Source organism: Actinoplanes sp. NPDC020271, from assembly GCF_044388125.1.
GTDB lineage: Bacteria > Actinomycetota > Actinomycetes > Mycobacteriales > Micromonosporaceae > Actinoplanes.
On record NZ_JBIRWQ010000031.1, the window covers coordinates 103012 to 110418 of the forward strand.

Sequence of the window (7407 nt, forward strand, 5' to 3'; positions counted from 1 at the left end):
ATGAAGAAGGCTATTGCGCTTTTGTCGATTCTGTTCCTCGCGGCCTGCGGTAATGGTGCCGCCAGCGGGGGAGGGGACGCGTCGAAGAAGTCCATCCGGATCGCTTACCAGGCGTTTCCCAGTGGTGACCTGATCGTCAAGCATCAGGGGCTGCTGGAGAAGGCGCTGCCGGATTACCAGATCACGTGGACCAAGTTCGACTCGGGCGCGTCGATCAACACCGCCTTCGTGGCGAAGAGTCTGGACATCGCGGCCATCGGCTCGTCGCCGGTCGCGCGGGGGCTCTCGGCGCCGCTGAACATTCCGTACCAGGTGGCTTTCGTCCTGGACGTCGCCGGTGACAACGAGGCGCTGGTCGCGCGCAACGGCAGCGGCATCACCGGCGTCGCCTCGCTCAAGGGCAAGAAGGTCGGCACGCCGTTCGCCTCGACCGCCCACTACAGCCTGCTCGCCGCGCTCGCCCAGGCCGGCCTCAAGGAGAGCGACCTGACCATCGTCGACCTGGAGCCACAGGACATCCAGGCCGCGTGGACCCGGGGCGACCTCGACGCGGCGTACACCTGGCTGCCCTCGCTCGACGAGCTGAAGAAGACCGGAAAGGTCCTCATCAGCAGCAAGCAGCTGGCCACCGCCGGTAAGCCCACCCTGGATCTGGGCGTCGTCTCCACCGCCTTCGCCGACGCGCACCCGGAAGCCGTCGACGCGTGGCGCAAAGTCGAGGCACAGGCCCTGGACATCATCGCCGACGACCCGGCGGCCGCCTCCGACGCCGTCGGCGCCGAGCTCAACCTCTCCGCCGCCGACGCGCTCAACCAGCTCGAGCAGGGCGTCTTCCTCAAGCCGGCGGACATCTCGTCGCCCGAGTGGCTCGGCACCGGGAACAACGTCGGCAAGCTCGCCGACAACCTGGTCAGCGCGGCCGAGTTCCTCAAATCCCAGCAGAAGATCGACGCCGTGCCGACGCTCGACGCGGTCAAGAAGTCGATCTACGTGAAGGGCTTGCCCAGTGTCCTCGGCTGACCCGGCCACCGACGCTGTCCTGATGGACGGGGTGACGCACTCCTACGGGGACGTCACCGCGATCGGGCCGGTCGACCTGACCGTGCCGGCCGGCGAGTTTCTCGTCCTGGTCGGGGCGTCCGGCTGCGGCAAGAGCACCCTGCTGCGACTGATCGCCGGCTTCGAAAAACCTTCCGCGGGTACGGTCGTGACGGCGGGAACCGTGCCGGAACCCGGCCGTGGCGCCGGGCTGGTGTTCCAGCAGCCGCGGCTCTTCCCCTGGAGGACGGTCGGGGGAAACCTCGCGCTGGCCCTGCGTTATGCGGGGCTGCCGGCCACCCGGGAGCGGATCGACGAACTGCTGGAACGGGTCGGCCTGCACGACGTGGCGTCCCGGCGCACCTGGCAGATCTCCGGCGGTCAGCAGCAGCGCGTCGCCATCGCCCGCGCCCTCGCCGTCGACAACCCGCTCCTGCTGCTGGACGAGCCGTTCGCCGCGCTGGACGCCCTGACCCGCGAACGGTTGCAGGCCGACCTGCGCCAGGTCAGCGCGGCCAGCGGCCGGACCTGTGTCTTCGTCACGCACAGCGTCGACGAAGCGGTGTTCCTGGGCAGCCGCGTCGTGGTCCTGACACCGCGGCCGGGTCAGATCGCGCTGGACCTGCCGATTGCCCTGCCCCGCACCGGGGTCTCCGCCGACGAGTTACGCGGCTCCCCGGAGTTCGCCGCGTTGCGAGCCGAGGTGGGCCACGCCATCCGGGACCGGGCCACCGTCTGACCCAGCCGCCGCTCACGGCTGCCCCGATCCCGGGGCCCGACCGCGGGTGCCGACCCGCCACCAGGCACGACCCGGACGCCCGGCGCGGCTCGCGCTCGCCGGCCGGTGGTGAGGGGTGCCTCACCACGAGTGAGAAGACCGCTGACAACCAGTCCACCTGGCCGGGCTGGTCGTCAGCGGTGTTTCGGGCTGGTGATGGGCGGCTGTCGCCGATCCGGTCCGCTCGCCCTGGCCGGCTGGTTGTCAGGAGTGTTCCGGGGCGGGTGAGGGACCACCGGGGGCCAGCCGGGCCAGGAGAGAGTCGACGGCGGCGGCGAAGGCTTCGGGGTCGACAGGCTCGTCCCAGGCGGTTTGCAGGACCAGGCCCTGGTAGATCGCGACCAAGACCCGGGCCAGCGCATCGTCGCCGCCCAGCGCCGCCGCGGCCGCCTCGCGGGGACCGTCGACACCGGCTCTGACCAGGGCGAGGATGGCGGGGGAGCGCAGCGCCTCGGCCCACACCTGGACGCCGAGCCGGGAGTCGTCCCGGCTGACCGAGCGCAGCAGGTCCAGGTAGGCGCGGGCCGGGTCGGGGGCGAGCCGGGCCGCGCGCTGCTCGTGCCAGTCGGTGACGATCGCCGTGATCATGTCGTCCTTACCGGTGAAGTACCGGTAGACGAGCCCGGCGCTGATGCCGGATTCCCGGACGATGTCCTGCATGGACGTGCGGTGGAACCCGTCCCGGGCGAAGCAGCGCGCCGCCGCTTCCAGGATCTGCCGGCGGCGCGCCGCGAAGTGTTCCGCGCTGACCTTGGGCATCTCAGTGGTCCTCCGGGTCGAAGAAGCGGAGCGTTGAGGGCATCAGAGGGTCTCCGGGTCGAAGAAGCGGAGCGTTGAGGGCATCAGAGGGTCTCCGGGTCGAAGAAGCGGAGTGCTGAGGGCATCAGAGGATCTCCGCCTGGGCGATGCGGTAGAACTCGGCGGCCGGCTCGTGCCGTCCCAGCGGTGATAGATATCGGTCGGCCGCGTCACGGGCGGAGAGGTCCAGGGCCAGCCGCATGTCGCGCGCGGCGACGTATGCCGGCAGCTGCGCCGGGGCGAGACCGAACGTCCAGGGCTCGCCGCTGTCGCGGACCACCGCGTGCCACGCGTCCACTCCGGCGAAGGCGCCGTCCAGGGCCGCTCGATCGACGTACGTGAAGATCAGGGAACTTCCGGAGGCCGTGCTCGCCGCGACGAGCCGCATGGTCGCGTCGACCGCCCCGGCCGTCAGGTAGTTCGTCACGCCCTCCCACACGATCACCGTCGGCTCCAGCGCCGCGAACCCGGCTCTCCGCAGCTCGGCGGCGAGATCACCGGTGATCAGATCGACCGGTACGAAGTGGACGTGCCCGCGTCTCGACGGATGCACGGCGCCCCGCACGAGGCGTTGCTTGGTCGCCTGGGTGGCCGGACGGTCGACTTCGAACACCTGCGCGCGGTCGATGCCGGGCAGCCGGTAGGCGCGGCTGTCGTAGCCCGCACCGAGCAGCACGACCTGCCGGGCGCCGCGGCTCAGCGCCTCCACGGTGAGGTCGTCGATCAGCCGCGTGCGGGCGACCGCGGACGCGCGCGGCCCGGCCGGCCAGCGCCGGTCGAGGTACCGCTCGATGCGGCGGCCGATCGCCGGCACCCGCGCGAGCCCGGCGACCATGCGATGACTTCCGGTCAAGAACCTGTGCGCGTACGGGTCGTCGACCACCCGGTCGTGCCCCCGCGCCGTTTCGAGGGCCCGGAAGAGGGCCACGTGTCCGGCCGAGCGACTCGTCTCGTTCCGCATGCCGCCGACAATAATGAATGAACGTCCACTTTTCCAGGGGCGGGTCATCACATCCGCATCAGGGATGCAATGACAGTTCCCTTCATCGACAAATGTTGATGAACTTAAGCGCATGAGACGACGTGCCCTGGCGGCCCTCGCCGCTGTCAGCCTCGCCCTGATCGCCTCGGAACCGGCGACCGCCGCCGTCGACGAGGAGACATCGGGGGCGTACGAGGTCTACGACGTACGCACCTCCGCCCAGCGCAATGCGATCGCCCACGCCGGCGCCGCCATCGACAGCGTCGAGCACGCGGTCGTGCAGATCACCGCCACCCCGGCCGAGGTGCGGCGACTGCAGCGGCAGGGCTTCACGGTCGAGCCGGTGAACCGGGTGCTCGACTTCCCGTCGAGCGACGCGGCCTACCACAACTACGCCGAGATGATCACGGACATCAACGCGATCGTCGCCAAGTACCCGGCGATCGCCGCGAAGCGGGTGCTCGGCAAGTCCTACGAGGGCCGCGACATCGTGGCCGTGAAGATCTCCGACAACGTGGCGACCGACGAGGCCGAGCCGGAAGTGCTCTACGACGCGAACCACCACGCGCGCGAGCACATCACGGTCGAGCAGGCGCTGTACCTGATGCACGAGTTCACCGACGACTACGCCGCCGACAGCCGGGTCAAGACGATCGTGGACAGTCGCGAGATCTGGATCGTCCCGTCGGTCAACCCGGACGGCTCCGAGTACGACATCGCGTCCGGCAGTTACCGGTCGTGGCGCAAGAACCGGCAGCCGAACTCCGGGTCCACCGCGGTCGGCACCGACCTGAACCGCAACTACTCGTACAACTGGGGTTGTTGTGGTGGATCTTCCAGCAGCAAGTCGTCGGAGACCTATCGGGGGCCGTCGGCGTTCTCCGCACCCGAGACCAAGGTGGTCCGCGACTTCGTGGCGAGCCGAGTCGTCGGCGGGGTGCAACAGATCAAGGCGGTGATGGACTTCCACTCGTACAGCGAATTGGTCCTCTGGCCCTATGGTTACACGACGTCGAGGACCGGGACCGGCATGACCACCGACGACAACAACGCGCTGGCGACCCTCGGCAAGCAGATGGCCGCGACCAACAACTACACCGCCGAGCAGTCGAGCGCGCTCTACATCACCGACGGTGACCTGCTGGACTGGCTGTGGGGCACGTACAAGATCTTCGCGTACACGTTCGAGATGTACCCGAAGACCTCGTCCGGCGGCGGCTTCTACCCGCCGGGCAGCGTGATCACCACGCAGACCGCCCGCAACCGGGAGGCCGCGCTGCGACTGGCCGAGATCGCCGACTGCCCGTACCGGGTGATCGGCAAGGAGAGCACCTACTGCTGAACCTTCACCTGCTCCAGCGCCGCGTCGATCAGCGCGGCCGGGCCGGGTTTGGCGAAGTAGTAGCCCTGCGCGTACCGGTAGCCGAGGGCTTCGAGCCGCACCGCCTGCTCGTAGGTCTCGACGCCCTCGGCCACCGCGCGCAGCCCGAGCGTCGCCGCGATCGTGCTCAGCGAGGTGGCGATCGCCTCCTGCTCGGCAGTGCCGTTCAGCTCGTCGATGAACGACTTGTCGACCTTCAGCGTCGTCACCGGGCAGGTCCGCAGCAGCGTCAGTGACGACTGGCCGGTGCCGAAATCGTCCAGCGCCACGCCGACCCCGAGTTCCCGCAGCTCCTTGACGGTGCTCAGGGCCGCGCCGCCGCCGAAGACCGCGGTCTCGGTGATCTCCAGCGTGATCTTGTCGGGGTCCAGCCGGTAACGGGCCATCGTCGAGGCGACCTGATCGGGCAGGTCCGGGTCGAGCAGCTGCCGCGCCGAGACGTTGATGTTGACCCGCGGCGCGTGCGGGCCGTGCTCACGCTGCCACCGGGCCGCGTCCGCGCATGCCGTCTCGATCACCCACAGGCCCAGGTCGAGGATCAGCCCGGTCTGCTCGGCGACCGGGATGAACTCGGCCGGCGACACCGCGGGACCATCCGCCGGGGACCAGCGGACCAGAGCCTCGACCCCGGTGATGCGGCCACCCGGAAGTTCGACGATCGGCTGGTAAGCGAGGTGGAACTCCCCGGCGTCCAAGCCCCGGCGCAACGCGGCGGCCAGGTCGGCGTCGTGCTGCGCGGTGCTGTCCAGTTCCGCGGTGTGCTCCTGGTACCGGTTCGCACCGGCGCGCTTGGCCGCCTTGAGAGCCAGCTCGGCCCGGCGCAGCAGGTCCGGAACCTGTTCGTCGCGCCCGCCCGCCACCCCGGCGGTGACCGTCACCAGCAGGTCGTGCCCGTCCACCCGCAGCGGCTGCCGGAACGCCCGGACCAACTGCTCACCCAGGTGCTCGGCGTCGCCCGGGACCAGCACCCCGAACTCGTCGCCGAGCAGCCGCGCGACGAACGCGTCCGGCCCGAACGTGGCGGCGATCCGGCCGGCCGCGGCCCGCAGCAGCGCGTCGCCGCGCTCGTCGCCGAGCCGGTCGTTGAGCGTGCCGAAACCGTCCAGGTCGGCGACCGCGACGGTGGCCGGCTCGGTGCGTTCCTGCAGGCCCGCGGCGAACATCCGGCGGTTCGGCAGGCCGGTCAGGTCGTCGTGGTTCGCCTGCTCCTCGAGCCGGTCCATCAGCACGGTGTTGTCGGAGAGCGCGGCGATCTGCCGGATCACCACGAGCGTGATCAGCACGACCGAGCCACCGGCCAGCCCGGGCGGCAGGAAACCGAGGTGCAGGGTGACGAAGGTCAGCATGCCGACGGTGACCGCGACCGCGGCGTAGGGAACCACGCTGATCCGCCGCCACCGGCGCACGGTGCGGGCGGGCACCCGGCGGGCCGACTGCTCGGCCGAGCGGATCTGCGAGTGCGCCGCCAGCGCGAACATCAGGCCGATGGGGGCCAGGACGATCGCCGTGGTGCTCAGGTGCGGCCAGCCCCGGACCACCGGGGCGAGCAGCCACGAGACCGGGGGCAGCAGACCGGCCGGGGCCAGGAACCACAGGGCCGGCCCGTGCACCGGGCCCGCGCCGGTGATCCCGATCCGGATCACGGCCAGCACCGCGGTGATCGCGGTGACCAGCATGATCAGCACCGAGCCGGTGACCAGCCCGAGCGGCTGCGGGACCGTTGTCGGAACCGGCAGCGTGTACGTCCACAGGAAGTGCGAGACGACCAGCATCGAGGCCACGCCGACGGTGGCGATGTCCAGGCAGATCGCCAGGTTCGCGCGCCAGGTCCGGGGCGGGTGCGGAAGACGGACCATCGCGTACGCGACGCCGGCCACCGAACCCACGTAACAGACCGCGCTGAACAGGTTCATCGGAGTCAGGTGACCGGCCAGCGCGGTCTTCGTGGCGTGGGAGACCGTTCCGGCGGTGAGCACGGCGGCCGCGACGGCCAGCCGATTCCAGAACAGCCGGGCACTGCCTGCGCTCGCCCGGGCGGCGATCAGGCTCGCGTACGCCGCGGTCCCGCTGGCGCCGACCGCGGACGGCCACAGCACCCAGGCCGGCCCGTCCCCGTCGAGCCCGGCGAGGGCGAGAACCACCGAGAGCACCGGCCACAGCGACGCCAGGAGCACGAGGCGCGCGGCCGATCGTTGCGTGCGTGGCATGCTCACCGCCGTTCCCGGGCGTAGCGGTTCTGGTGCACTGCCGATCGGCCGGAAGAGCCGGGACCTGAGAAAGAAACAGTGCGGGGGGGGGGGGGGGGGGGGGGGGGGGGGGGGGGGGGGGGGGGGGGCGCCCCCCGCCCCCCCCCCCCCCCCCGGGGGCGCGGGGGGGGGGGGGCCCCCCGCCCCCCCCCCCCCCCCCCCCCCCCCGGAGCTGAGGTCAGAA

5 protein-coding genes and 1 pseudogene are annotated in these 7407 nt (G+C 71.0%); 3 read left to right on the forward strand and 3 right to left on the reverse strand.

The annotated features are described in order from the left end of the window. Both ACH442_RS41280 and ACH442_RS41285 read left to right on the forward strand, forming a co-directional pair. Positions 1–1020, forward strand: coding sequence for an ABC transporter substrate-binding protein (locus ACH442_RS41280; protein ID WP_396343591.1), 1020 nt, complete (start codon positions 1–3; stop codon positions 1018–1020). Then, positions 1007–1777: an ABC transporter ATP-binding protein gene (locus ACH442_RS41285; protein ID WP_396343592.1), complete on the forward strand. Its 771-nt coding sequence runs from the start codon at positions 1007–1009 to the stop codon at positions 1775–1777. Before ACH442_RS41280 ends, ACH442_RS41285 begins: the two co-directional genes overlap by 14 nt. Positions 1778–2020: 243 nt before the next feature. Here the strand turns inward: ACH442_RS41285 and ACH442_RS41290 are convergent, their stop codons facing one another. Together ACH442_RS41290 and ACH442_RS41295 are read right to left on the reverse strand one after the other, a co-directional pair. After that, entirely contained in the window at positions 2021–2575 is a 555-nt protein-coding gene (locus tag ACH442_RS41290; RefSeq protein WP_396343593.1) for a TetR/AcrR family transcriptional regulator, read from the reverse strand. Between the two features lie 124 nt (positions 2576–2699). Beyond that, positions 2700–3575 carry a class I SAM-dependent methyltransferase gene (locus ACH442_RS41295; protein WP_396343594.1) on the reverse strand — a complete coding sequence of 292 codons (876 nt, stop codon included), beginning with the start codon at positions 3573–3575 and terminating at the stop codon, positions 2700–2702. 112 nt (positions 3576–3687) lie between these two features. Here ACH442_RS41295 and ACH442_RS41300 point away from each other — a divergent pair. Beyond that, a pseudogene (locus ACH442_RS41300) lies at positions 3688–4935 on the forward strand (M14 family metallopeptidase); the annotation flags it as partial. On the opposite strand, the gene ACH442_RS41305 reads toward ACH442_RS41300, so the two are convergent. Then, a complete protein-coding gene (locus ACH442_RS41305) occupies positions 4929–7184 on the reverse strand; it encodes a putative bifunctional diguanylate cyclase/phosphodiesterase (RefSeq protein WP_396343597.1) in 2256 nt (751 codons plus the stop codon). The pseudogene ACH442_RS41300 and the gene ACH442_RS41305 overlap by 7 nt on opposite strands. Between the last annotated feature and the right edge of the window lie 223 nt (positions 7185–7407).